General features: G+C 64.0%; 21 protein-coding genes. 6 read left to right on the top strand and 15 right to left on the bottom strand.

Features of this window, described 5'->3' with window-relative positions; all coding sequences use genetic code 11:
* Window positions 1–88: 88 nt before the first annotated feature.
* The 4 genes from I6F12_RS10170 to I6F12_RS10155 all read right to left on the bottom strand — a co-directional run bounded on the left by I6F12_RS10170 (window position 89) and on the right by I6F12_RS10155 (window position 3,730).
* On the bottom strand, window positions 89–853 hold the full coding sequence (locus tag I6F12_RS10170) for a DUF2497 domain-containing protein (RefSeq protein WP_225156097.1): 765 nt from the start codon (window positions 851–853) through the stop codon (window positions 89–91).
* A 303-nt stretch (window positions 854–1,156) separates the two neighbouring features.
* Window positions 1,157–2,542: a TolC family outer membrane protein gene (locus tag I6F12_RS10165; RefSeq protein ID WP_036028011.1), complete on the bottom strand. Its 1,386-nt coding sequence runs from the start codon at window positions 2,540–2,542 to the stop codon at window positions 1,157–1,159.
* A gap of 204 nt (window positions 2,543–2,746) precedes the next feature.
* Window positions 2,747–3,409: a protein-L-isoaspartate O-methyltransferase gene (locus I6F12_RS10160; protein WP_036028010.1), complete on the bottom strand. Its 663-nt coding sequence runs from the start codon at window positions 3,407–3,409 to the stop codon at window positions 2,747–2,749.
* Window positions 3,410–3,550: 141 nt separating this feature from the next.
* On the bottom strand, window positions 3,551–3,730 hold the full coding sequence (locus tag I6F12_RS10155; RefSeq protein WP_035999393.1) for a hypothetical protein: 180 nt from the start codon (window positions 3,728–3,730) through the stop codon (window positions 3,551–3,553).
* 458 nt (window positions 3,731–4,188) lie between these two features.
* Between I6F12_RS10155 and I6F12_RS10150 the strand changes: the two genes are divergently transcribed.
* From I6F12_RS10150 to I6F12_RS10140, 3 genes are read left to right on the top strand one after another with little or no spacing between them, the layout of a single operon-like run.
* On the top strand, window positions 4,189–4,836 hold the full coding sequence (locus tag I6F12_RS10150) for a CoA transferase subunit A (protein WP_035999395.1): 648 nt from the start codon (window positions 4,189–4,191) through the stop codon (window positions 4,834–4,836).
* A 4-nt stretch (window positions 4,837–4,840) separates the two neighbouring features.
* Window positions 4,841–5,491 (top strand): 3-oxoacid CoA-transferase subunit B, encoded by a 651-nt coding sequence (locus I6F12_RS10145; RefSeq protein ID WP_225156096.1) that lies wholly within the window; start codon window positions 4,841–4,843, stop codon window positions 5,489–5,491.
* Between the two features lie 11 nt (window positions 5,492–5,502).
* Window positions 5,503–5,961 carry a MaoC family dehydratase gene (locus I6F12_RS10140; RefSeq protein ID WP_036028008.1) on the top strand — a complete coding sequence of 153 codons (459 nt, stop codon included), beginning with the start codon at window positions 5,503–5,505 and terminating at the stop codon, window positions 5,959–5,961.
* Between the two features lie 197 nt (window positions 5,962–6,158).
* Here I6F12_RS10140 and I6F12_RS10135 read toward each other — a convergent pair whose 3' ends face one another.
* Window positions 6,159–7,043 carry an alpha/beta hydrolase gene (locus tag I6F12_RS10135; RefSeq protein ID WP_225156095.1) on the bottom strand — a complete coding sequence of 295 codons (885 nt, stop codon included), beginning with the start codon at window positions 7,041–7,043 and terminating at the stop codon, window positions 6,159–6,161.
* Between the two features lie 9 nt (window positions 7,044–7,052).
* Window positions 7,053–9,560, bottom strand: a complete 2,508-nt coding sequence (locus I6F12_RS10130; RefSeq protein WP_225112859.1) for an alpha/beta hydrolase — start codon at window positions 9,558–9,560, stop codon at window positions 7,053–7,055.
* Window positions 9,561–9,692: 132 nt separating this feature from the next.
* Here I6F12_RS10130 and I6F12_RS10125 point away from each other — a divergent pair, with 132 nt between their 5' ends.
* Together I6F12_RS10125 and I6F12_RS10120 are read left to right on the top strand one after the other, a co-directional pair.
* Window positions 9,693–10,619 carry an alpha/beta hydrolase gene (locus I6F12_RS10125; RefSeq protein ID WP_225156094.1) on the top strand — a complete coding sequence of 309 codons (927 nt, stop codon included), beginning with the start codon at window positions 9,693–9,695 and terminating at the stop codon, window positions 10,617–10,619.
* A complete protein-coding gene (locus I6F12_RS10120) occupies window positions 10,616–11,215 on the top strand; it encodes a hypothetical protein (protein WP_225156093.1) in 600 nt (199 codons plus the stop codon). Before I6F12_RS10125 ends, I6F12_RS10120 begins: the two co-directional genes overlap by 4 nt.
* A 19-nt stretch (window positions 11,216–11,234) precedes the next feature.
* Here the strand turns inward: I6F12_RS10120 and fabI are convergent, their stop codons facing one another.
* From fabI to I6F12_RS10100, 4 genes are read right to left on the bottom strand one after another with little or no spacing between them, the layout of a single operon-like run.
* Window positions 11,235–12,023, bottom strand: a complete 789-nt coding sequence (gene fabI / locus I6F12_RS10115; protein WP_025035483.1) for an enoyl-ACP reductase FabI — start codon at window positions 12,021–12,023, stop codon at window positions 11,235–11,237.
* On the bottom strand, window positions 12,020–13,234 hold the full coding sequence (locus I6F12_RS10110; protein ID WP_225156092.1) for an acetate/propionate family kinase: 1,215 nt from the start codon (window positions 13,232–13,234) through the stop codon (window positions 12,020–12,022). The genes fabI and I6F12_RS10110 overlap by 4 nt, the downstream gene beginning before the upstream one ends.
* A 5-nt stretch (window positions 13,235–13,239) precedes the next feature.
* Window positions 13,240–14,202, bottom strand: a complete 963-nt coding sequence (locus I6F12_RS10105; protein WP_036028001.1) for a phosphate acetyltransferase — start codon at window positions 14,200–14,202, stop codon at window positions 13,240–13,242.
* Between the two features lie 29 nt (window positions 14,203–14,231).
* Window positions 14,232–16,460 (bottom strand): DUF3141 domain-containing protein, encoded by a 2,229-nt coding sequence (locus tag I6F12_RS10100; RefSeq protein ID WP_225156091.1) that lies wholly within the window; start codon window positions 16,458–16,460, stop codon window positions 14,232–14,234.
* Between the two features lie 154 nt (window positions 16,461–16,614).
* Here I6F12_RS10100 and I6F12_RS10095 point away from each other — a divergent pair, with 154 nt between their 5' ends.
* The gene (locus I6F12_RS10095) at window positions 16,615–17,133 is read left to right on the top strand and encodes a GNAT family N-acetyltransferase (protein ID WP_225150683.1); all 519 of its coding nucleotides are present in this window, start codon (window positions 16,615–16,617) and stop codon (window positions 17,131–17,133) included.
* A gap of 21 nt (window positions 17,134–17,154) precedes the next feature.
* Here I6F12_RS10095 and I6F12_RS10090 read toward each other — a convergent pair whose 3' ends face one another.
* The 5 genes from I6F12_RS10090 to I6F12_RS10070 form a co-directional block, all read right to left on the bottom strand.
* Complete coding sequence (locus I6F12_RS10090; RefSeq protein ID WP_345944148.1) at window positions 17,155–17,589, bottom strand: hypothetical protein; 435 nt, start codon at window positions 17,587–17,589, stop codon at window positions 17,155–17,157.
* Window positions 17,590–17,596: 7 nt separating this feature from the next.
* Window positions 17,597–18,514: a DUF2950 domain-containing protein gene (locus I6F12_RS10085; protein WP_225156089.1), complete on the bottom strand. Its 918-nt coding sequence runs from the start codon at window positions 18,512–18,514 to the stop codon at window positions 17,597–17,599.
* On the bottom strand, window positions 18,511–20,211 hold the full coding sequence (locus tag I6F12_RS10080; RefSeq protein ID WP_225156088.1) for a DUF3300 domain-containing protein: 1,701 nt from the start codon (window positions 20,209–20,211) through the stop codon (window positions 18,511–18,513). Before I6F12_RS10080 ends, I6F12_RS10085 begins: the two co-directional genes overlap by 4 nt.
* Window positions 20,212–20,323: 112 nt before the next feature.
* A complete protein-coding gene (locus tag I6F12_RS10075) occupies window positions 20,324–21,229 on the bottom strand; it encodes an ABC transporter substrate-binding protein (protein WP_225156087.1) in 906 nt (301 codons plus the stop codon).
* Window positions 21,230–21,396: 167 nt separating this feature from the next.
* A complete protein-coding gene (locus tag I6F12_RS10070) occupies window positions 21,397–23,289 on the bottom strand; it encodes a HAMP domain-containing sensor histidine kinase (protein WP_225156086.1) in 1,893 nt (630 codons plus the stop codon).
* Window positions 23,290–23,435: the final 146 nt, after the last annotated feature.

The raw sequence follows: 23,435 nt of genomic DNA, 5'->3' as shown, positions 1-23,435 counted from the left end.
AAACGAGGCGGCAACAGCGCTTTCCAGCCCGGTCCGGGGCCCGAATATGACGCCCAAGCCGGGCTTTATGAGGGCCCTTCGGCCGCCCTCAGCGGCCGCCGCGCGAGACCCGCTCGATTTCGGCCTTCACGATGCGTTCAACGAGGCCGGGCAGGTTGTCGTCGAGCCAGGACTTCAGCATCGGCCGCAGCATCTCCTTGACCAGGTCCTCCAGCGTCCGCGCATTGCTGCTGAGCACCGTATGGGCCAGGGAGTTGAAGGCGGATTCGACCGCGGAGACCGTCGATTGCGCGAGGATCGGCTGCTGCGGGGGCAGCGGCGGCGCGTCGAAGTCCACCGGCGCGTAGGACGGCGACGGGGCGGGACGCGGCGGCTCGGCGAATTCGAGATCGTCGCGTGGCTCGACCTTGCGGAAGGTCGGCGGCGGCGGAGGTGGCGTCGGGTCCATCGCCATGTCGTCGGTCAGTTCGAGCACGTCGGGCTCAGGCTCGGGCTCTGGCTCGGGCGCGCGGACCTCCGGCGTAGGTGTGGCCGCATCGAGATCCGCCAGCAACGCGTCGATATCGTCCTGGCTGTTGGATGCGTCCGCCGCGGGCGCCGGCGCAGGTGGCGGCGCCGGCTTTGCAGCCGGCGGCGGTGCCGGCTTCTCGGCGGCGGGTTTAGGCGGAGCGACCTTGGATGGCGGAATGTCGTTCATCGCCTGCGGCTTCGGCGGCGCAGCGGGCGCAGCAGCCTTCTCGGGCTTGGCGGCCTCAGCCGGCGGGGGCTTTGCCTCGTCGTCGGCAATGATGCGCCGGATCGAGGCCAGAATCTCCTCCATCGAGGGTTCTGTGACCTTTGCAGGCTGCGTCATCTCCGACTCCACATCATCAACGCCCTCGCATGCGTTGTTTTACACCAAGCACGGCAGGATTGGCCGGTTCCGCAACGATGGGTCCGCCATTTTCGTCGCCGCAGCCCGACTTGTCCCCAGATCACGGCTCGACGCGCAGCGGTGCGCCCCTGCCCCCGGCGCCGAAGCGTTACGCACACGACATCAACGCGGGCGAATCGACCCGCATCATCTTGGCAAGGCTATGTCAGGGATTTTGACGATTGCAAGCAAAGCACCGGTCGACCTCGGCTATTGGCGAGATCGACCGGATGATTACGGGAATCAGCGGCCGTCAGGCGTGCGCACACCCGCCCAGCTGTCCCGCACCTGATGATAGTGAACGCTGGGGTCGTAGGTCGTAGTCGCAAGGCCGAGGACCTGCGGCGATAGACGCCCGACCGCCGCGAGGACGTTATACGATGCGACCACGCGATCGTGCTGCGCGGTCACCAACGCAACGCGCGCGTTCACCAGCGCCTGCTGCGCATTGAGCACGTCCAGCGTGGTGCGCTGGCCGGCCTTGGCCTCCTCGCGGACGCCGTTCAGGGCGATCTCGGACGCCGTCACCTGCGCCTGAGCCGACTGCACCTGCGCCTTGGTGGCCTGCAGCGAGCCCCACCATTGCACAATGGTCGCGCGGGTCTGGTCGCGAGTCGTTTCGAGGTTGAGCCGCTGCTGCGCCAGGTTCTCCTTGGACTGGCGGATCAGCGAATATTCACCACCGCCATTATAGATCGGCACGGTGAGCTGCGCGATCGCCGATGCGGTGTACGAACGCATCTGAATCAAGGATTGTTCGTCGGCCCGCTGGGCCGTTGCCTGAACCGAAAGTGTCGGCAGCAACGCTCCTTCATTGATCTTGACCTGCAGATAATTGACGTCGATGCCGTACATGGCGGCCGTCACGTTGGGATGCTCGATCAAGCCAAGCTCGATGGCCGAAGCAAGCGTCGTGGGCAGGAACCGGTCGACAGGCGAGCCGGGCGCGAGGTTCGTCGGCTCGTTGCCGATGATGCGACGGTAGTTCGCGCGGGTCGTCGTCAGATTCGCTTCAGCGGTGAGCGCCTGGGTCCTCCCGGCCGCCAGTTGCGCTTCCGATTGGGCGACGTCGGTGCGGGTCACTTCGCCGACATTGAAGCGGTCGCGGGTCTGCTTCAGTGTCTGCTCGAGGACGCGCACGTTGCTGCGCTGGACTTCGAGCGTGGCGGCATCCCGCAGATAGTCCATGTAGGTCGTCGCGGCGCTCAGCAGTACGCTCTGATCCATACCGCGCAGCGCTTCACGCGTACCGGACACCTGGCTCTCCGCCGCGCGGGTCCGGTTGGCGGTCTGGTTGCCATTGTAGAGCGTCTGTGTCGCCGTCACGCCAATGCTGCGAGGCACCCTCGTTCCGTAGACTGAGTTGGTCCCCGGGGCACTCTGCAAATCTTGATATGAATAGCCACCGGTCGCTGTCAGATTGACCCTCGGGCGATAGCCCGACAAGGCCTGAGGCACGCCCTCGTCAGTCGAGCGCACCTGGGCACGCTGTGCGTTGAGCTGCGGGTTGTTCTGATAGGCGCGCACCAGCGCGCCCTCGATCGTATCCGCCAAGGCAGGTGTCGGCCCGGCAAGCGCCAGCAGCAGGACCGAAACCGCAGCTCCGGTGAAGAGCTTCACCCCATGCATCCGTGAAATTCCGTTCGTTCTAGCGCCCTGCTCGTGCCCGCGAGCCGGGGTACCGTACCAATGGAGTCGTTGCCCCGCCGCAACATAGGACGCGGTCAAGCGCGACGGAACTACCTGGGGGTGGTTCTCAGTGGAAACTCTTCGCGTGCAGCATCCCGGCCACACTTCTGATTCAGAACGGGATTTGGGGCGGCTTTGGGGCCGTCAGAAGACAAAGGCAGCCGCCCGTTCCAGCCCGGGAAGCACCGGGGCGGCGGCGTCGAACAGGGTCCGATGACCGAATTCGCCGTGGGTACGGGTCACGATCGTGGCGCGCGGCGGCCTCGATTCGGCCGACACCCCCACCAGGCGCCCACCCTCCTTCAGCTGCCCGAGCAGCGCTTCCGGCATCACCTCGGCCGCGCCGTTGAGGAGAATCACATCATAGGGGGCAGCAGCAGGGTCCCCCTCGGTGCAGGCCGCCGCCTTGCAGGCGACATTGGCAAGCCCCTGGGCGGCGAAGGCGTCGCTGGCCTTGGCCGCCAAAGCCGAATCGCACTCGGTCGCCGTGACCTGACGCGCGAGCTTGGCGGCCAGTGCGGCGAGATAGCCGGTGGCGCAGCCGACGACCAGCACGTTGTCATCCGCGCCGATCTCGGCGGCCTGGAGCAGCTTGCCGGTCAGCGCCGGCTTGATCAGGAACCGCTTGGCGGCGCCTTCGCTGACGTCGAGGTCGAGATCGAGGTAAGCCAGCGCCTGCCGGCCGGCCGGCACGAAGGCCTCGCGCGGCACCGTGAGCATGGCATCGAGAACACGACGGTCGGTGACGTCATTGGTGCGCACCTGGCCATCGACCATTTTTTGGCGCGCGGTCGAAAAACCGGACATTTGCGGACCCTGCAATGCGGACGATGCCGCGGAGAAAAATCGCGGCATCTTTTGGAGCATGCTCGGTCAAAACGCAACATAGCGGTTGGCGATGCGCGTTTCGCCCTCCGCAACCTCTCCTGATGGAGGGCCGGGCCGGCCCTATTCGATGGCGACTGCCAGGCGGCCAATGAGGCCAGCGACCTCGTCAAGCCGCGCCGAATCCGGCGCCTCGACTGCGCGCGCGAGACAAGCGAGGCATTCATCGTCGCTGAGCTCGGGGATGCCGGCCGGCAGAATCGAAGGGGCCAAATCAGAACGGTCGACCTTGTTGTCTGGCATGGGAATCAGCTCCGCGAGTGTCCGGCAGATCCACGCTCGACGTAAATTGAGTCGTTTTGGCGCCGTCCGAATGGCGGGACCTCGCCGACGCACAGGTGTTCGAGCGCGATTCCGTGCTGCACCCCGGTGCTTCGCTCTAGATTTCAGGCAAAGCACATAGCACGCAGCATTAGGATGCAAGGGCAAGCTTTTGAATTTAGTAAGATTCGGCTCTCCGGACTGGATCCGGTTTTGTTACGGAAGCGTCGGTTTCTCTTGAGCCTTTTAGCGCGCCTCAGCGTCGAGGTTCCCAAATCATTCCCAAGGCCTACCAAGCGTTCACGTTGGAGAGGGACGCGCTGACGGCGCGCAATGATCCAGAGGCCCTTGACCCATATCAAGGGAGCCCGTCGCCCGCCCGCCAACATCCACACATTACCGCTCTTCAGCCCATCGTCGGGCGACCGGGAGTTTCAATCATGAAGGCTGTTTCCGTCGAAGAAGCCGTTGCGATGATCCCGGCGGGCGCCAGCGTCATGGTTGGCGGCTTCATGGGAGTTGGAACGCCGGAGCGGCTGCTCGACGAAGTCGTGCGTCAGAGGAAGACGGGGCTGACCTTGATCTCGAATGACGCGGCCACGCCCGGCAAGGGCGTCGGCAAGCTGTTCGATCAGGCACTGGTGTCGAAGCTGACGGCAACGCATATCGGTCTCAATCCGAAGGCGCAGCAGCAGATGCTGGCGAACCAGATCGCGGTCGACCTCGTGCCGCAAGGCACCTTCGTCGAACGCATCCGCGCCGGCGGGTGCGGTCTCGGCGGGGTGCTGACGCCGACCGGGGTCGGAACGCTGGTGGCCGAAGGCAAGCGCCAGATCGAAGTCGACGGCAAGCCGTTCCTGCTGGAAACGGCGCTGCGGGCGCAATTCGCATTGGTGCACGCCTTCCTCGCCGACTACCTCGGCAACCTCGCCTACGCCCTCACCTCGCGCAACTTCAACCCGGTCATGGCGATGGCAGCCGACACCGTCATCGTGACGGCGGAGCATATCGTCCCGGTCGGCGTGATCGCGCCCGATCACGTCGTCACCCCCGCGCCGCTCGTCGACTATCTCATCACCAACGGGTGACATCATGGATCCCCAGATCATCATCGCCCGGCGTGTCGCCAAGGAGCTGAGGAGCGGAAACCTCGTCAATCTCGGTATCGGCATTCCGACCCTGGTCGCCAATTACGTGCCGTCGGACCTGAAGGTCTTCTTCCAGTCCGAGAACGGATTGATCGGCACCGGGCCGATTCCCGAGCAGGGGATGGCGCATCCGACGCTCACCGATGCCGGCGGACGCCCGATCAGCGCGCTGCCGGGCGCCTCCACCTTCGACAGCGCGATGTCGTTCGGCCTGATCCGCGGCGGCCACGTCGATGTCACCGTACTCGGCGGTCTCCAGGTCGATGAGCATGGCCATCTCGCGAACTGGATGATCCCGGGCAAGATGGTCCCGGGCATGGGCGGCGCAATGGACCTCGTCACCGGCGCCAAGCGCGTGATCGTCGCCATGCAGCACGCGGCCAAGGGCAAGTCGAAGATCGTGGTGAAATGCTCGCTGCCGCTGACCTCGGCACGCCCCGTCAACCTTGTCGTGACCGACATGGCCGTGATCGGTTTTCCCGACGGCAAGGCGACGTTGCTGGAAACAGCACCCGGCATCAGCGTCGGCGAGGTCATGGCCTTGACGGAGGCCGAGCTCGCCATTCCCGACAATGTTCCGGAAATGAAGCTCTGAACAGGTCAACCATGCGAATATTCAGCGACTTCAACGAGATCAAATCCGCAATCGGCACCGAGATCGGCGCCAGCGACTGGATCGAGATCACGCAGGACCGCATCAACCAGTTCGCCGAGGCGACCTGCGACGAGCAGTGGATCCATGTCGACCAGGAGCGCGCCAAGCAGGAGATGCCGGGCGGCAAGACCATCGCCCATGGCCTGCTCTCGCTTGCCCTTGCCCCGCTGTTCATCCGCTCGGTCATCGGCCTGAAGGGCCTGCGCAACACGCTCAACTACGGTGCCGACCGGATCCGATACCTCGCGCCGGTACCGGCGGGCTCGAAGCTGCGCGGCCGGGTCACGATCGCGGAAGCAGAGGACGTGCCGCCGGACGGGCTGCGCGTCAACTACCACCTCGTGATCGAGATCGAGGGCGGCAAGAAACCGGCCTGCGTGGCCGAATTGATCGCGCTTCACTATCGCTGAATCAAAGAGTCGAAAAACAACCCCATGCACAGTAGACATGGGGCTGATTTGACGGATGTTTCCTGTTCGCCCGGAACCGGTTGCTCCGTCGGGCAAAACACTGGCAATATTGTCACCATCGATCGTGGGTCGCCGGACTGCTCAGCGCGTCAATCGATGATGTGGTGGCCGCCGTCGACGTCGAGGCCCCGTCGGGATCAGCTTGGCGCCGTGGATGGTGACGCGGCACGTCCTCCGAACCAGGCACCGAAATAGCCTGCATAAAGTGCCGGTGATTCGAGGTTCATCGAATGCCCTATGCCTGGCACGACGACCAGCCGGCAATCCGGCATCGCTTCGGCCATGGCACGGAGATCGGCCGGCGCGATCCAACCGTCCCGCTCGCCCCACAACACGAGGTGCGGATGCCGGATCTCGGACATACGGCGCTCCAGCTCACGGCTCTCCTTCTCCCGGGTCAGGTTCACCGGCGTGCCGATCCAGATCCCCTCCGATACGCCGAAGGTCTGCTCAATGATCCGATCGAACAGCGTCTGGATCTCTCCCAGCCCCTCGCGAAAGCGAGGGACCATGTTCGGCCCCATGCTCTCCGGGACGAACAGCGAAGAAGCGGCTGTAGCCATCACGGACCGCGTCAGCTCCTTGCTCGACATCATGGCCCTGAATAATCCGATCTGATCGGCATCGAAGGCCATGCCGAGCGGCGTTATCGGATCGAGCGCGAACACACGGCCGAAGCGCTGCGGCTGCTCGAGCAGCATTCTGGCGGCGATGATGCCGCCGGTGGAATGTGTCGCGAGATGGCAATAGCCGATCCCGAGCGTATCGAGCGCCGCCAGCATGTCCTCGGCGTGCTGCCGCATGGAGTAGTTGGAATAGTCGGCCGACGGCTTCGGCCGGTCGCTGTCGCCACAGCCGCGCCAATCGATTGCAACCACACGGAGCCCGATCGGAAACAATGGCGCGGCGAGCTCGATCCAGTCCTTGCTGGCGAGATTTCCGTGGATGAAGACGACGGTGACGTCGCCTCCTCCCCACTCCCGCCAGCCGAGTCGGAGTTCGCCCGCCTGCACCCTTGGCATCGCCGGGCCCTACTTGTTGAGGCCAGCCGTCGGAGCCGCTCCAGGCGGTGTCGGCGCCACTGGCAAGGCAGAGACGACGGCGCCCTTGATCATGCGATCGGTTCCGAGCGGCGATGATGTGTCCACCTCCCCGTTGGTCACGAAATCCACGACATCGGCAGCGTATTCCACTGGATTGTCGGTGTGGATGAAGTGTCCGGTCTCCGGATAGATCTTGAGCATCGGCCGGTTGCCGGCATTGGTCATACGCGTCATGAACGGCGTGATGACGTCGCGGCCGAGGTCCGTCAGGCCGTTGAACGCAGGCGTCGGAATGAACGGCTCCTTGTCGCCGAACGCCAGGAAGATCGGCGCTTTGATCTGGGTGACCCGCTCATAGAGGTTCTTCGGGTCATCCTGCTGGAGCTCAGCACCGATCGTGTAGATGTCGAAGATGAAGACGTTGCACCACTGATCGAGCTCCTTCGGGTTGCCCTTGGTAAGCCCGGCGCGTTGCTCGGTATGGAAACGGGCATATTCGCTGTCGTTGAAGAAGTATCCGCTCTTCGCAGCCGATACCACGCCGGTGTCCGGATCACGTTTCTTGAAGTAGAAGAAGTCGCGGACGTTCTGCTCGCTCCGCGCCTTTTCCGCAGCGAGAATACCGGTCTGGTCCCAGACCTGCTTCCACTTGTCGAAGTCTCGGCCGAGACCGTCGGCGAACAGAGGCGCCTTCTTGTCCTTGGCAATGGTGATCTCGCGCGGATATTCCTCGAGGCCGGACGGCGCCTCCAAGGCGAGGCCCTGCACCGCATCAGGCCAGGTCAGGGCGTAGCCCACGACGAACTGGCCGCCGAGCGAGTGGCCGAGATAGTACGCCTTCTTGACTCCGAGCTGGTTGACCACGAGGTCGTAGATCACCTCGCGCATGTCCTGCATGGTGCGAGCGGGATTCTTGTCGAGATTGCCGGGCCCCGACATGCCGTAATGCGGTAGGTCCGGCACGATCACGCGCAGGCCGCTGCGCAGCGCATACTGCATGATGTTGCCGTAATGGCCGCCGAACGCGCCCTTGCCGTGGATGATGACGAGCACCTTCGGATCCTTGTCGGTGCCGGCATACTCGTCCATGTAGCCGATTTCCCAGGAGTTGCCGCTCTTGTCCTTGGCACTGCCGAATTTGACCGGATAGGGATAGGTCACGTAGGCCTTCCAGAACGACTTCTTGGGATCAATCGTCTGGGCGACGCCGGGCACGCGGTAATTCTTGTCGACGAATTTCTGGGCGCGATCGAGGGCCGCCACGTCATCCATGAAGGCGACGAACTTCGGATCGTTCTTGCGCTGGTTGATGATCGGGAACACGCCGTAGTGCGCGACGGGGCTCTCCTGTGCGATAAGATCAGCGCCGGGCACGCGATCGACAGCCTTCTGCGCCAGCTTGAAGTTGAGCCAGAGGTCGTTGGTGATGTGCATCACCAGCGTGCGAGCCTGAATGCGACCGAGATAGGGATTGACGTTATGGGTCTCGCCGACCCGATTGCGCCAGACGAGATCGACGGCGTCGTAGAGCTTGGCGCGATTAATGACGTTGAGGCCGGCCTTCTCGTTCGGCGGATCCCAATAGAAAATCTCGGGCTGTACCGCCGCCCAGTTCTGGGTCGTGCGGAAGGAAAAGTCATAACCCGTCATGCCGAGGATCGACCAGCCGAAGGCCACGCCCGGCACCGGATGCTTTTCCTTCGGGAGCTTGTAATAGTCGCCCTCGGTCGCCTGCCAGACCGGATCGCCCTGGATCGCGGCTGTCATCATCTGGAAAGTCCAGTTGCCGACCGGGTCGTCGCCATCCGATTGCGTGGTGCCGCCGATCGGCATCAGGGCGCTGACATATTCCGGATGCATCACGCCCCAGACGTAGGTCTGCGTGCCACCCATGGAGACGCCGGTCACCAGCGCGACGCGCGCGACCTTCAGCTCGTCGCGCAGCAGGCGGTAGTTCGCCTGCACCATGTCGTAGTAGCTGTATTGCGGAAACTTGATGCCTAGGCCGTCGGATGGCTTGCTCGCGCCCCAAGTGCCGAGCGGATCGACCATGATGACATAGTAACGATCCGTATCGATCGGCCGGCCCGGACCAATGATGGGTACGCCACCCGACAACGCCGCACCCTTGACCCACTGTTCGTACATGTCGGTGGAATCGCCGGAATAATAGGAGTTGATCACGATGGCATTGGTGATCTCGCCCGCCGCGTTGCGCCTTGCGTTGCCGACGGCGATGTAAGCCGTGCGCAGCTTGCCGGCCCCGAGCGATTCCAGCGTGACGCCGCCCTCGCCGCCGTTCTCCCATTTGGAAGGGTCGGTCAGGTCGTACTTGCCGCCGAGGCGGAAGTTGGCGATCTCGTAGGTCTTCTTCAGCCCGTCATGCTGCACCTGCGACGAACGGCGCGTGAAAGGCTGTGCGGTTGCGATCGCCGTTCCGAGCAGCAGCACGATCAGGCTCAACAGGCAACGATTCAACGCATCTCGTCCGGCCATGATGCGATCCTCCCTGGAAGATTTTCCTGAAACGCTAGGCAGGGCGGCCGGGGAAGGTTTGATCTAGCTCAATGGAATCCGCTCGGAGGAATCGAGGATCGCGGGCATCAAAAGACCGGCGGTACCCTCGCGATGCCCTTCCTCAGCCACGGCTCATATCGGATCCGCTATGAGCTCGACGGGCCGGCGGGCGCACCGGCCTATGTTCTCGTGAACGGGCTGACGCAATATTCCGAGCTGTGGAGCGCCTATCGCGAGGCCTTGTCGGCGCGAGGCTTTCGCGTTGCGACCTTCGATCTTCTCGGCCAGGGCGCCTCCGACAAGCCGAGGCTCTTCATCAGCCAGGACGATCAAGTCGCTGCACTGCGCCTCCTCATCGACGAACTCGGGGACGGTCCGATCTTTCTGAGCGGGATCAGCTTTGGCGGCCTGATCGCGCTGCGATATGCGATCGAGCACGGCAAGCGATTGGCCGGGCTCGTGCCGATGAGCTGCTTTGCGGAGCTGTCGCCGCAACTCTTGCTGCTTGGCAATGCGCTGCGGACCGGCCTGATCCTCGGTGGCACGAGTTACCTCCAGGATCTCCTGTTGCCCATGAACCTCTCGGACCAATGGCTGAAGCCACTGCTGGACAAGCTCGAGAGCGTGAAGCGGCAAGGTTGGCTGGTCAACGACGTCTACGCGCTGCAAAACCTGATGGAATCCTTCCTCGACTTCCAGCCGCTCACGCCGCACCTGTCCGCGATCGCCGTTCCGACCATGATTCTCAACGGCGAGTTCGATTTCCTGACGCCGCGGGGTCTCCACGAAACATTGCGTGTCGAGATTCAGAACAGCTCATTGGTGATCATCCCCAGGGCCTATCACGCCTTCACGCTGGAGAAAGGGACACTGACCGCCGATCTGCTGGCGCGCTTTGCCGAAGACGTGCTGGCCGGCCGCTGGCAGGGCAATCAAGCGGTCTGGGTGGCGCCGGACCAGCCCGGCGGCGAGCTCACGCCGTTTCCTGCCGGCTACGATCATCTGCGTGCCATCCCGGTCAAGCGAGCGCTGCCATGAGCGGCTTCCTCGGTCCCGTCGCGCCGGACGGCCGCATTCCACCGTACCAGCAGACGAAGGTCGCAGCATTCCTGATCTCGGCCCACGGCGCCCTGGCCCGGCAATTCGCTTTCATGCTGCCCGCGAGGCTCGACGCGGCATGGCAGACCGAATTGAATGCTCAATTTTATCGCGAGACCGAGATCGTCTCGCTGCTGCTGCGCGCCACGTCCTGGGTGGTGGATCCTTCCCTGGGTTACATGCTCGCCTCCTGGGAGTCCGCCTGGCTGCCTGCACCGGTCGAAGGGATCGCAGACCCTCGCCTTGCCCAAATGATTCACCTCGCAGCGCTTGCCCACGCCGTGCATGCCGGTATACGGCCGGCTGCGCTCCTACCGATCGAGGCCAATGCGCAGGATCCTTTTGTTATGGCGCTACGCCGGATCGAATTCGAGAGTGGCCGGCTGTTGCAGGCCCAGATTCTGTTTCTGAAGAGCACAGATCTTGCGCCGCATCGCGACGCGGTCAGTGCGGCGCTCGCGCAGCGTCACGCCGGAGTCCGCAAGCTCTGGCGCGAATTACTTGAGAGCATCGGCATCGGCGCACCGCCGGCATGACCACGCGCGGTTGCGCCGGTCAATCGATGATGTGATAACCGCCGTCGATATAGAGCACGCCACCGGTGATCAGCTTAGCGCCGTCGAGCGCCAGGAACGCGGTGGCGTTGCCGACATCGTCGATGCTGACGAGGCTGCGCGAGGGCGCCTTGGATTGCGCCTTGTCCATTAGCTCGTCGAACTCCGGAATGCCCGAGGCCGCGCGGGTGGCGAGCGGCCCTGGCGAGATCGCGTGCACGCGGATGCCCTTCGGACCGAGCTCGGCAGCGGCATAGCGGACCGCGGCTTCGAGCGCCGCCTTGGCGACGCCCATGATGTTGTAGTTCTCCACCACCATCTGGCTGCCGTAATAGGTCATGGTGAACATCGTGCCGCCGTTCTTCATCAGGGGTTCGGCTAAATGTGCCATCCGCAGGAACGACCAGCAGGAGACGTCCATGGTCTTCAGAAAGCCGTCGCGGCCGACGTCGACGACGCGGCCGTGCAATGCTTCCTTCGGCGAAAAGGCGATGGAATGAAGCAGGAAATCGAGCTGCCCCCACTCCGACTTGATCCGCTCGAATACCGCTTCAGTCTGGCCTTCGACCATGACGTCGAGCGGCAGGAAGATCGGCGCTTCCAGGGCCTGCGCCAACGGCTCGACGTGTTTCTTGGCGCGGTCGTTCAGATAGGTGACGGCGAGATCGGCTCCGAGCGCGCGAAACGCCCTGGCGCAGCCCCAGGCGATCGATTGGTCGTTGGCGATGCCGACGACGAGGCCCTTCTTCCCCTTTAGTGCGACCTTGCTGTCCGGAAATACTGGAATCATGACACCCTCTCTTGTCTGGGGTTGGGCGATTGGCCGTTCATCAATAGCGTCAGCGTGTGCTGCGCAATCATGAGCTCCTCGTCCGTCGGGACGACGTAGACCGGAACGAGACTCGTCTTTGCCGATATCAGCCGCGAATGGCGCGTGTTCTCGGCCGGGTCGAGTGCCACGCCAAGCCAGCCGAGCTGCTCCGCCACACGCGCGCGGATGCCGCTCGAGTTCTCGCCGATGCCGGCGGTGAAGACGAAGGCATCGATCCCCTGCAGCGCCGCCGCCAGCATGCCGGCGTTGAGGCCGATGCGATAGACGAAATAGTCCACCGCCAGCTTCGCTTGCGGATCCGTGCTCGCCTCCAGCTCGCGCATGTCGTTGCTGAGCCCGGAAAGCCCCTTCAAACCGCAATCGCGATAGAGAAAATCCTGCACCTTCGATGGCGTCATCCCCTTCTCGGACAATAGGTACAGCACGACGCCCGGATCGAGCTGGCCCGGGCGCGTGCCCATCGGCAGCCCATCGAGCGCGGTGAATCCCATCGTGCTCTCGACGCTCAGCCCATTCTTCATCGCGCACATCGACGCGCCACTGCCGAGATGGGCGACAATCACCCGGCGCTTTGCGACCTCTGGCGCAATCTGGGGCAAGGTCCTGGAGATGTACTCATAGGAGAGCCCGTGAAAGCCGTAGCGTCGCACACCTTCGGCGTGAAGCTGGTAGGGGATGGCGTAATGATCGGCCAGCGGACCGTGCGTGCGGTGAAACGCGGTGTCGAAGCACGCGACCTGGGGTATCGTCGGGAAATTGGCCAGGATCGAGCGGATCGGCGCCAGATTGTGCGGCTGATGCAGTGGCGCTAACGTGACGAAGCGTTCTAGCCGTGCCACCACGCCATGATCGACAAGAATTGGCCGCTCATAATCCGGCCCGCCATGGACGACGCGATGCCCGACCGCCAATGGATGGATGCGCGCCTCGTTCCGCAGCCATTCCCCCGCGACTTGCATCGCCGCCGGCACGTCCGGAATGGTCTCGATCGGATAGGCCCGGTCGGCCATGGGATCATTGCCTGCCCTGCTCGCCCGCAAGCGCGGACGGCTGCCGATGCCGTCCACCTGCCCCTTGATCAGGCGGCGCAGAACGCCCTCACCCTCGACCGCAAAGATCTGGAACTTGACGCTCGAGGAGCCGGCGTTGACGACGAGGATGCTGTCCATGGCGGTCACGCCGCGACTGTCGGCGCCTTCTGGCGCCGCGCGTGAGCATAAAGTGCAGCAACCGCGCAGGACGCCATCCGCGCTCTTGGGCTGTCCGCACGCGAGGTCAGGACGACGGGGACGCGCGCGCCGAGCACAATGCCGGCGCCGTCGGCCTTGGCGAAATAGGCGAGGTTCTTGGCCAGCATGTTGCCCGCTTCGAGATCGGGCACGACCAAGATCTGAGCGCGGCCGGCCACCTCGGACTTGATGCCCTTGATCCGTGCGGATTCGAGGTCGATCGCGTTGTCGAACGCCAGCGGCCCGTCGAGCACGCCGCCCGTGATCTGGCCGCGATCCGCCATTTTGCAGAGCGCCGCGGCCTCGATCGTGGATGGAATCTTCGATGTGACGGTTTCGACCGCGGAAAGGATGGCCACCCGCGGCGACTTGCCGAAGCCCGCCTGATTGTAGAGATCGATCGCGTTCTGAATGATGTCCCGCTTGGCGTCCAGATCGGGGAAGATGTTGATTGCGGCGTCAGTGACGAAGATCGTCTCGGCGTAGGCCGGCACATCCATGACGAAAACGTGGCTGATGCGCCGATCGGTGCGCAATCCCCCGACTTTGGCCGTGACGGCTCGCATCAGCTCGTCGGTGTGAAGGCTGCCCTTCATGAGCAGTTCGCCGCGCGCGGCATGGATCAATTCGACACCCCTCGCCGCGGCTTCGTCGCTGTGCGCGGCATCCACGATCTCATAACCCGAGATGTCCAGGCCGAACGTGCCAGCCGTATCCCGGATCTTCCGCTCCGGTCCGACCAGGAGCGGCCGGATGATGCCGGCAGACGCGCTGTCGACGGCGCCGCGCAAGGATGTCTCATCGCAGGGATGCACCACGACGGTCGGCGTCGGCGGGATTGCCCTGGCCGCCGCGATCAGGCGATCATACTTGCTGGGAGACTGCGTGGCCGTCGCATCTGCTGACATGATGTCGCTCCCGATCCTTGCAACTCGCGTTACGACGCCTTCGCCTTGGGATCGAAAGGGGCAACGTTCGACGCCCTTTCGGCACCTTCCGCGGTGTCGAGGCCAAACAGGCCGGCGATCTGCCGCAGCCGGTTGGCGCGCTCGCCGGTGACATCCGCACTGGCCGACAGCACCTGCTCGATCGCCTCGAATGCTGCGCGGCGAACGTTCATGTCGTCAGGTAGCAATTTCGGGATTGCAGCGAGCGCCCCTTCCCGGTCGAGCAGCAGCATGAAGAACTGCTCGCGTACCAGCATCTTGAACTCGGCAAGAGACATGCGTGCGCCGCCATGATCCCGGCGGACCCGGCGCAGAGCCTCGATGCTGCGTTCGTCCACCATCCCCCGTGCCGAGCCGACATAGAGCAAAGCGCGCAACGCCGCTTCACGGAGGCCGCCGTCACCGATCCGCGACTTCAGCTCGGCAATGCGCTTCTCGAGCATGGTGCGATGCTCGGCGGACATCTCACGCCGACGCGACGGCGTGGACGTCGGATCGATCCCGACCGCCGCCTGGAGCGCCGGGGATCCGTAGACGCTGAGGAACATCGCTTCGCTGAGCGCCTCCTGTGAATCGCGCCAGCTGTCGAGGGCGTGAACGACCTGCTTCGAGATCTGCTCCTGGAACGCCAGGAACGGATTGTCCGCAGCGACCGGCTTGCGCTTCTCGGCGGCCTTCTCGGCCAATGATTTCACCGTCGCCATGAAAGGATTCTGGCTGCTGAACAGCTCGTATTGCAGCCGCAGCGGATGCATGTTGTGAGCCCATTCGGCCATCTGTGGCGTCACCATGCGCTTGAGCCATGGCTGGACGAATTTTCGATAGGCCGCCAGGTTGATTTCCGAGATTCGTTTGGCGGTGGCAAAGCGTCGCTCGTCCTCAGGCGAATTGCCGCCCATGGCGCGGATGTCCTCGAGCGTCCGCGCCTCGCAGCGCATCACCCACTGGCCGACGACCAGATCCGAACTTGCGGTTTCCTCATCCTTCGCTTCGAACGTCGCTTCATAGAGGCCGGGCGGCAGAACGTCGATGAGGTCGATGTTGCTGGAAAATTCCGCGTGCTCCTTCTTGGCGACGCCGCCGGAGACGAAGATGCCGAGATGGCCGATGTTCTGGTGCACGGTGTAGACGATGGTCTGGCCATAGGCCCTGATCTCATCGACATCGGCATAGCAATCGAGGATCCAATGCAGCGCCTGCTGCGGCGGCGTGATGTTGTCGCCCTCCGAGCAGAACACCACGATCGGGGATCTGATGTTGCGAAGGTCGACCTTCCGGCCATCGGACATTTCGATGTTGCCGGCCGCGAGGTTGTTGCCGACGAACAGCTCATCGACGATGAATTGGATCTCCTCGGCGTTCAGGTTGACGTGGCCGCCCCACCAACGCTCGAATTCGAGGTAACGATCCGCCTCGGTGTCGACCTTGGAATAGACGTTGTATTGCTTGGTCCAGAGCGTATTCGACGGGTTCTGGTTCTCGAAGTTCTGCACCAGCCAAGCACCATCGAACTTGCCGGCGCCGAGATCGGAGGTCAGGGCCGTCAACCAGCTTCCGCCCAACAGCCCGCCCGAGTAGCGCATCGGATATTTTCCATGCACGCCGGCCCAATAGGCCAGCGGCGCGCCGGCGATGATCAGCGGGCCGAATAGCTCGGGACGTAGCGAGGCCAGGATCATGACGGCCCATCCGGCCTGACAATTGCCGATCACGCAGGGCTTGCCGTCGGCATCCGGGTGAAGGCTCATGACCTTTTCGATGAAGATGGCTTCGGCACGCGCGATGCGCTCGATGGTCTGACCGGGCATCGGGTCCGGCAGGAATCCGATGAAGTAGCAGGGATGGCCTGCTTTCATCGCCACCCCGATCTCGCTGTCGGCCTTGAAGCCGCCGATGCCGGGGCCGTGGCCCGCACGCGGATCGACCACGACGAACGGCCGCCGGTTCATGTCGATCTCGACGTTGGCGGGCGGAACGATGCGCACCAGCGCGTAATTGACGGGCTCGGCGAGCTGGCGCCCGTCGATGATCAACTCCGCCGCATATTGCAGAACATGCGGGGCGGTTTGCGCGAGGTGCTCCCTGTACTGGTCCCCGCGCCGGCGCATGATATCCAGGAACAGGATACTGCGCTGTCCCGCATCGACGAGGTATTCGACTGCCGAGGCGACCAGCCCCGACATGGGACCGCCCGGAATTTGCATCTTGTGCATGGACATGTTCTCGACCTCTCCGTCGCCTCGGCCAATTGACGGCTTGGAGCGAGGACGAACGTTGATCTAGGTCAAGATGATCTGCACGCTTCGGAGGCGTCTATCCTGCATTATAGGGCATGAGACCCGGCCGGGCGGTTTTGAAAGAGCGACATCGGCAATGTCCCAAGCTGCAACTTACAGCGTGCAAACCGTGCTGAAGGACAGCACCCCGATCCAGGTCCGCGCGCTTCGCGCCAGCGACGAGGCGGACATGCTCGCCGCCGTCGCGCGTACCGGACCGCAGTCGCTGCAGAACCGGTTCTTCGTTTTGAAACGGCATTTCTCGGAGAAGGAGCGTGCCTTCTTCATGGACGTGGATTTCAGCAATCACGTTGCGCTGGCCGCTCTCGCCGAGGAACAGGGTCGATACGCCGTTATCGGCGGCGGCCGGTACGTCATCGTCGAGCCCGGTCGGGCCGAGATGGCCTTCGTCGTGGTGGATGCCTGGCAAGGTCGCGGGGTGGGCTCCTTATTGCTGAGGCACCTGACAGAGATCGCGCGCGAACAAGGCGTAAGAGAGCTCACAGCCGAGGTTCTGTCCGACAACATGCCCATGCGCAGCGTGTTCGCGAAGGCGGGCTTCAAGCTCGCGCGGAGTGACGATCCGAGAACGGTGCACCTGTCGCTCACGCTTTGATCCGCGCGCCCGGCTTGAGCCTCACCTCAAAGCGATCGTGATCCGACTGATATTGGCCGCCAGCTCGAGTCCCGCCTTCGGGCCTTGCAGCACCATCGTGACGCCCTTTTCGTTGCGGAGGTGCACACCGTTGGCACCGCCGACCAGCGCAAAGCCGCCGCCGACGGAGCTGTAGTTGCCGGCAAAATCTCTGACCTCCCTAATGCCGGATGCCCAGCCGTCGAGGCGACCGACACTTGCACCGACCGTGATGCCCAAGCTCACGCCGCTGACGCTGAAGGGATAGGTCTTGCCCCGGTACGTCAACACGCCGCTGCCGGCGCCACCGCCGGCCAGGAGGCCCGCCTTGACGATCTTCACTCTGACCTGGCCGGTGACCTGCGCGAAGGACGGCGCCGCCGGCAGGGTCAGCCCGAGCGCGAGCAGGAGCAGCGCGACCAGGCGAAATGCGCGCATGCGCGGCTCAGGGTTTTGCGGCATCGACTTTCTTCCAGGTTTCATCGGGATTGAACAACGTGGTGCGCTGGGCGATGAACTCGGTGCGCTTGCCGAGATCCTTCTGGTAGACGACGCCGTCATGATTGACCAGGAAGGTCATGACGCCCGAATTGCCGTATTCCGCGGGCCAGGCGATCAGGGCGAAGCCGCCGATCATCTTGCCCTTGACGACGTAGTTGAGCGCACCGCCGCGCGCATCCCGCCCCTGCCCTTTCAGAATCCGGAAGTAATAGCCGTGATAGGGCGTCGGCCCGACATCACCGCCGCGATAGCCCTCCTTCGTTGCTTCGGCCGCGAGCGCGCCGAGCGGGCTCGGGTCGCTGTCGTCGCGCCAGAACAGGCCGTCCTTCTTGCCGGGCGAGGAGGAGATGCGCTGCGCGTAGACGCCGACGCCCTCGCCGCGGTCCTTTTCCGCATATTCGTTTTGCGCGTCGACGAAGGCGAGCGCGGTCTGGATCGCGTCGAGCTCGTTGCGGCCGATGCGACGGCGCAGCACCTCGATGCGTCCCTCGTCGGTGTCGAACGCCCAACCCGTCCTGGTGTTGACCAGCGGAATTGGAAACGGAAAATCGTCCGGCCCGAGCATCAAGGTGGCGGTCTTGTTGCCCTCCGCCTTGATGCCGTGCTTGGCGTCGTACATCGCAGTGAAACGCGCCCGAATGTCGTTGTCCGCAATCTCGTCGCCGGACGACACGATGTCCTCCGCATTCCTGCCGAGCACTTTCAAGATGTCTTTCGGGCCGCTCTTGACCGCGGCGGCGAGCGCAGACGCGGCCTCTTCCGGTGTCTTGTAGGATTCCTGTGCGAGAGAGGCCGATCCGAGCAGCGCGAGCGCGAGGACGCCGGGCATCAGCGCACGGCTAAACGATTTCAGACCGGTCATGGCATCACCTCCGCAGGAATCTTCGCGCCGCCTGCGAGCCAGTCGCGATAGGTGCGGAACGTCAGCCCGAGCTTCTCGTAATAAACGCGAAGATAACCGTCGCCACCGCGGGTCACGGCATCGGGCATCACCTGCTCGACCTCCTGCGCCATGACGCCGACATAGGCCTTGTCGCTGCCGACGTAGCTGAAGCGATAATAGCCGAGGCCGTTTGAGAGATGACCGAGCAGGACGACATCATGCTTCAGCGCTGCGTCGGAACGCCGACCACCGCCGCCACCGCCGCGGAAGCCGCCTCCTCCACCGCCGCCACGCATCGCCATTCCGCCACCGCCGCCGCGGCCGGCAAAGCTTGCTCCGCCGCCGCCACCGCGCGGCATGCTCGCCATGCTGGCACGGCCGCGCGCGGATGCTGCGGCAGCCGAGCGGCCGGAGGAGACGTTCATGGCCCCGCCACGATTGCCGCCGCCACGATTGGCCGAACCGCCGCCGGCGCGGTTCGCAGCCTTGGCGCGATCGCCGCCGCCCTTGGTCGCGCCCTTGGCACGATCACCGGCACCGGCACGATCTCCGCCGCCGGGCCGGTCGCGCGTCCCTGCGCTGGGGCGATCGCCCGCGCCCGGACGGTCGCCACGATTGCCGGCGCGATCACCTGCGCGATCCCCAGCGCGATCTCCTGCGCGATCTCCTGGACCGCCGCGATCACCCGCACGATCTCCAGCCCGGTCCCCGGCACCCTGGTTGGGACGCAGCACCTGGTTGCCGTCGCGGCCGCGGAAATCCATCCGGTCCGACACGCCGGCCTTCAGATTGTTGTTGCCGAAGCGCTGCTGAACATTGCTGTTGTTGTAGCGCACACCGCCGCGATGCGCCGGATTGTGCTGCCAGCCATTGCCGATATTCGTGGTGCGATGGTTGACATAGACGTTACGGTTGCCCCAGTTGCAGCCGCCGCCCCAGTAATTGCCCCAGCGTCCGATCGCCCAGGCCGTGCCGAACGCGATGCCAGCCGCGACCACGCCGGCGCCGATATAAGACGGGTAGCCCCAATAATAGGGCGGATACTCCGCATAGGGCCAGCTGCCGTAGACCGTCGCCGGGTCGTAATACGGCACGTACATCGCCGCGGGATCGGCCTGCTGGATCACGACGACCTGCTTGCCTTCCTGAGACTGGACGCTGACCTTCTGCTGCTTGGTCGTCACCAGCTTCTTGTTGTCATAGGCCTTGTTGCGCAGACGCTGGATCGCGTCCATTACGTCGGGCTGCTGGGCGAGGAAGGCATCGCCCAGCTTCTTGGTCCAGTCGAGCTGCTCGCTCATCATCGCGAGGACATCGGCGGTGCTGGCCAGCGCCTTGACGCTGTCGTCCCAGCCCTGCTTTTCCACTTCCGTCTTCAGCGCATCGCCCTTCAGGCTCTTGCGCTCCTTCAGCCAGCGGTCGGCCTGCACCACCTCCAGCGGATAGGTCGAGGCGGCCAGTACATTGGCGAGCAACTCGTCCGGATAAAGCGCGATCGGCGCGACGAGGGCCTCGAGTTGCTCGGGCTTCAGGAGCTCGGCCGCCGGTGCGGGCGGGCTGGCAGGCTGCGCCTGCGGCGCCGGGGCTGCAGGCGTCGTTGGGGTCTGCGCCATTGCGGCGACCGAAGTTGCCATCAACAGCGCCAGCGCCATCAGGGTCTTGCCGCAACGAAACATCACATCCTCCCTGGGACTTCGAGTGCGGGAGGATCAAGCCGGGGCGCAGGCGTTTGTTGATCGAGATCAACGAAACGGGTCATCGCGGCTGCTGCAGCGCAAGATCGAATAATCATTCGATCAGCTCGGCATCCAGCAGAAGCCGGTTCGGCACCGTCAGGCCGAGGGCCCTGGCCGTCTTCATGTTGATGACGAGCTCGAACCTGGTGGCAAATTGCACCGGAAGAGTGCTGATATCGGCACCGCGCAGGAGACGGTCGACATAGCCGGCGCCATCACGAAATTGCTGGGTCAGATCTGCACCATACGACATCAGCCCGCCATTCGACGCGTAGAAACGGACTGCGAAGATGGCGGGCACGCGCCGCTGCGCCAGCAATGCAATGGCCATCGCGCTGTGGGATCCGAAGAAGCCGCCATCCGGCAGCACGACGAGGCCGCCGCCTGTGCGCGCCGCCGTCTCGATCGCTCCCGCCATCTCCGGACCGCTGCGAACGCTCGCACCGGCGATCTTGAGGCCGAGACGGCTTTCCATCTGGTGCGCCGCTTGAACATAGAACGGTCCGTAGGGTGCCGATTCCGGATTGAACAGCAGGGCCGCATGGCTCATTCCCGGCACCATGTCCTTCAAAAGGCCGAGCCACTTCCCGCTCATCGAATGCTCATAGAGCGAAAAGCCGGTCAGATTTCCGGCCGGCCGGGCCAGATTGGCGACAAGCCCCGTCCCTACCGGATCGGAAAGCCCCACGAAGACGATCGGAATTCGTTGCGTTGCATCGCGCAGCGCTCGTGTTGATCCCGTACTGGTCGAGAACAGCACGTCCGGCGCCGCGGCGACGAGCTCGAGCGCCTCCAACTTCTGGCGCGCCGGATCGGGGCCCGGCCAGCGCACCTCCAGGCGGTAGTTCTGGTTGGCGACCCAGCCTCGATCGGTGAGACCCTGCTGAAAGGCATCCACGCGCATTTGCGCGCCGGGATCACCAGCGACATTGCCCGTCAGCACGCCGACGGCGGGCATTCGGTCCTGGGCTTTCGCCAGGACCGGCAATGCAGCGGCAGCACCAACTAGCCTCATGAAGTCACGACGTCTCATACGCCTCACGCTCGTCCGTCGTACTTGTCATGCGGCCGAGAGAGAACGGCTTCAGCGCCGTGATGTTTGATCAAGATCAAGATACCGCCCGCTCAGCGAGCGGTCGGAAGCCTGATCGTGAACAGCGCGCCGCCCGCAGGCTGGTTCGCAGCGGCGATCGTGCCGTGATGGGCCTCGACGATGGTTCTGGCGATCGCGAGGCCCATGCCCATGCCGTGCGGTTTGGTCGTGAAGAACGGATCAAACAGGCTTGCGAGATCGGAGGCGGGTATTCCGGGCCCGGTGTCGGCGATCCTGATCTCGGCCTGATTGCCGGTGCTGAGCGTCGACACGCTGACCTCCCGCTTTCCGGCGTCCGCATCGGAAATCGCATCCATCGCGTTGATGATCAGGTTGAGAATGACCTGCTGAATCTGGACCGGATCTCCCTTGACGTGAAGGCCGGCCAGGGCCGGCACATAGCTCAACGTGATCCGGCGCCCCTGAGCGAGGGCCTTCACCAGATCGATTGCTTCGCGCACTGTATCGTTGAGCTCGATGTGCTTGACCTCAAACGGGGTCTTTTTCAGAACGCTGCGCAGCCTACGGATCACCTCGCTCGCCCGTTGGTCGTCCCTTCTGATGTCGGCGAGGATCTGCTGAATCTCGACAAGGTCGGGCTGAGCGGCCCTGAGCATGAGCTCTGCAGTCTCCGCATTGGTCAGAATCGATCCGAGTGGCTGGTTCAGTTCATGTGCGATCGATGTGGTCAGCTCGCCAACGGCCGAGTAGCGGTTGACGTGGGCGAGTTCCGCCAGCCGCTGACGCGATTCGACTTCGGCGACGCGGCGCCGGCGACGCTCGTGCAGGAGCCCGCTGATGAGTCCGGTCTGGACCAGGAACACAGCCGAGATCATCAGCATCTGCCAGTGATAGCGCTGCCAGATACTCGGCTCGCGAAACAGGATGGTGCTTCCCTTGGGCAGGCGACTCTCGCTGATGCCCCAGCGCTGCAGCTCGCGCCAGTCGTAACGCGGCGCGGCGAAGGCGATCGGCTCATAATTGATGCTCGCCGGTTTCGCGCCGCCAAGAATGCCGATCGCGGCGCTGACGGTCCGCGACGTCGTTTCCCCAATCAAGTGCATCGGTCCCCCGACCGTGCTCTCGCCGAAGAACGGCTCCTGGTAGGAGAAGATCGGGGCGTTCGCGACGGCATGCAGGCTGCGCAGCGCCCAGTCGCTCTCATAGACCACCCCGGCCGCATCGACGGACATCAGCCCCCAGAACAGCGCGGTGTGAGACGGGAGCTTCGATGAGCGCTTCAGGATCTCCTCGAACGACAAATCCGAGTACCAAACGAGTTCGATCCGCTCCGCAAAAGGTTTCAGCTCCCGCTTCAGCTCCTCCGTCCAAAACCTCTCGAGCGGCGAAGCTCCGACCACGATCGCAACCGATTTTGTATCGGGCAGGACCTGAAGAATGTTGTCGAAGGCCGCGACAAAATCGTTGCGGACGGCCACTACGACATCGTTGTCGCAGAGGTCGGTGCGATTAATCAGCCGATGCTCGACCGCGGAGAGGATCAACGGCGCATCGGGGAACAGCCTGGCGCGATATTTCTGCGCAAACCGGGCGGCAGGCGCGCCGATGCTCAAGACGATGTCCGGCACCGCACCTTGGTACAACGAGTGTAGATATTCGACGAACGGCGCCTCGGGACCAGGGTTGTTGAAGCGCGCGGTGAGCAGCGCGTGCTCCTGGATATCGAGCGGCCAGGGCGATTGCCGCTCGAGCTCAGCCTTGATGTCGCGCGCATATTCGCTCCACGGCCGGAACTCGCGGCCGAAGGAATGCAGCAACAGCACGCGTTTGAGCTCGCCGCGCCGGCTCCGCTCGACCGCACCGGCTTGCCCGGCCGAGAGGCACTCGGCCACGAGCAGGCCGAAACAGAGGAGCGCAGCCGCGAGCCGTGGCTTCAGCCAGTCTATGCACGCGCCCCCGCTCATGCTGCACCCTCACAGCTTACGGCAGCTGCTTTCCAGGCAATAATAGCTGGAATCGCACCATACGGACAGCCCCCGAGGCAGGCCTCAGCAGCGCGTGACGACGCGGCCATAGGCGCCCACGACTTGCGCGCAGGACGGCGCATAAT

The sequence above is a fragment of the Bradyrhizobium sp. IC4059 genome (genome assembly GCF_020193615.1).
GTDB lineage: Bacteria > Pseudomonadota > Alphaproteobacteria > Rhizobiales > Xanthobacteraceae > Bradyrhizobium > Bradyrhizobium yuanmingense.
Note: the sequence above shows the minus strand (reverse complement) of the source record. Positions and strands in the feature narration are given on the sequence as shown.